The sequence below is a fragment of the Vibrio sp. 1557 genome (assembly GCF_033340175.1).
Lineage (GTDB): Bacteria > Pseudomonadota > Gammaproteobacteria > Enterobacterales > Vibrionaceae > Vibrio > Vibrio alginolyticus.
The window spans coordinates 1-1,806 of sequence record NZ_JAWOVZ010000078.1; the positions used below are offsets into that span (position 1 = coordinate 1).

A 1,806-nucleotide genomic window follows, 5' to 3' on the forward strand; every position below is an offset into this window, starting at 1 on the left:
AATTTGGAGTGTATATGTTCAATATGAAATGGATTTTAACCTTGTGTTTAGTGGTGTTCGCACCACTCAGTTTGGCCGCTGATACCAAGGCTGATAAATATGAAGGAATTGAAATTACGGTCAATATCAATACTGCTTCTGCAGAAGAGATAGCAACGATGCTGAAAGGTATTGGCGAAAAGAAAGCGCAAAGCATAGTTGACTACCGTACCGAGCACGGCCCATTTAAAACAGCAGCTGATTTAACCAATGTAAAAGGAATTGGTGAAGCAACCATCAAGAAAAACGAAGACCGCATTCTTCTATAAACGCGGGCTTCGACCACTGTATTCTTAATGAGTTTTCGTTTCCGGTTACTGCTTTCCCGAACCAAACCCTCTTTCGTGGTTCGGGATTTTTTATCCAAATATACGGCGATGGAATCCTTTCTCTACTAATGCCATACCTAAGCCTCCCATTGCACCAAACAGATGTGCATCAACAGCAACACGAGCGCCTATCATTGCAGCAGTGCTGGTTGAAGGGCCATAAAATTGCTCCCATGCGATTTTCGCAATAAGTCCGGCGACTAAGAGTAGGCTACTTCTTCTGTTTTCAAACACTTCTCTGAGAGCCCAAAAACCAAACAAACCGTGTAAGACGCCAGACAAGCCGACATAGACTGACATGCTAGTCAGTAAGTTCATTGCGCCGACAAAGGCACAAAGCAAAAGAAAAACAATCGAGAAGTTGCGTGCACTAGGACGGAATATAAACGCGATAACCCATAATCCTGCCAAGTTCATTCCAAGGTGGGCAAAGTTGGTATGCGTGAGATTTCCTGTTACGATTCGCCACCATTCACCATGACGTATGTTGTAAGCGTGCCATTCGGTGAGGCTCGCCATTGGTTCGAATTGTAATACTAAGCAGATAACGCTGATGATGGTCAGCAATGTATAAAGGTTCACTCTATGTCTCGTTATTGTTCTCAGTGTGGAAAATCGCGCAAAGCCTGTATTTGCCAATGGATCGTACCGCTAGCAAGCGGGGTTGAACTTATCATTCTTCAGCATACGAGTGAAGCGCATCGTCCACTTGGTACGGCACGGATTCTCAATTTGAGTTTAAAGAACTGTACTTGTTTGATTGGCGAGGATTTTTCTGATGACGCACAGTTAAACGCGTTGCTCACCGATAAAGCGTATCAGCATTTTATCCTTTATCCGTCTGAGCAATCACAGTGCCTTTCAGACATTGCGTGTACCGAGAGCGAGCGCACAAGAAAAACACGCCTAATTTTGCTCGATGGCACGTGGAAAAAAGCCTATAAAATGTGGCAGCTTTCCACCAACTTGCACGCTTTAACCACAGTAAAGCTTCCCGAGGATTTACAAGGTCACTATACAATTCGTAAAGCGCCTTCAGACAACAGTCTTTCGACAGTGGAAGCAGGGTTTTATGCGTTGAGTTTATTGGAGCCGGATAACGACTTCTCGCCGCTACTTAATGCTTTTGACAGGATGATTGAATTTCAAATCGCCCAGATGCCTCCGGGCGTATTTGAAAAAAATTATTTGAACAAGTAGACCAACGTTCTACAACACAATAGAAGAGAACAATTGGCGGTGTAGCTTTTGCGCATGACCATCGGTCATTGCGGATATGTAATCGGCAATGACTCGCATTTTGCCACTATCGCTAGTTGCACTCTGCCACAGCTCTTTTGTGTGTATTGGCAACAGTCGTTCAGGATCGGCACTTAGTGCTTCGAATATATCCATGATGATTTGTTGCCCTTTGTATTCGACAATCTGTACCTGCGGC

Annotated in this window: 3 protein-coding genes and 1 pseudogene; 2 read left to right on the forward strand and 2 right to left on the reverse strand. The window is 44.2% G+C overall.

Annotated features, from left to right (window positions below; genetic code table 11):
- Positions 1-23: 23 nt before the first annotated feature.
- Positions 24-308: a ComEA family DNA-binding protein gene (locus tag R7070_RS24685; protein WP_021449594.1), complete on the forward strand. Its 285-nt coding sequence runs from the start codon at positions 24-26 to the stop codon at positions 306-308.
- A gap of 90 nt (positions 309-398) precedes the next feature.
- Here R7070_RS24685 and rrtA read toward each other — a convergent pair whose 3' ends face one another.
- Positions 399-950 (reverse strand): rhombosortase, encoded by a 552-nt coding sequence (gene rrtA, locus R7070_RS24690; protein ID WP_005495980.1) that lies wholly within the window; start codon positions 948-950, stop codon positions 399-401.
- A gap of 3 nt (positions 951-953) precedes the next feature.
- Between rrtA and R7070_RS24695 the strand changes: the two genes are divergently transcribed.
- Complete coding sequence (locus R7070_RS24695; protein ID WP_017448700.1) at positions 954-1,568, forward strand: tRNA-uridine aminocarboxypropyltransferase; 615 nt, start codon at positions 954-956, stop codon at positions 1,566-1,568.
- 9 nt (positions 1,569-1,577) lie between these two features.
- On the opposite strand, the pseudogene R7070_RS24700 reads toward R7070_RS24695, so the two are convergent.
- A pseudogene (locus R7070_RS24700) lies at positions 1,578-1,806 on the reverse strand (dGTPase); the annotation flags it as partial.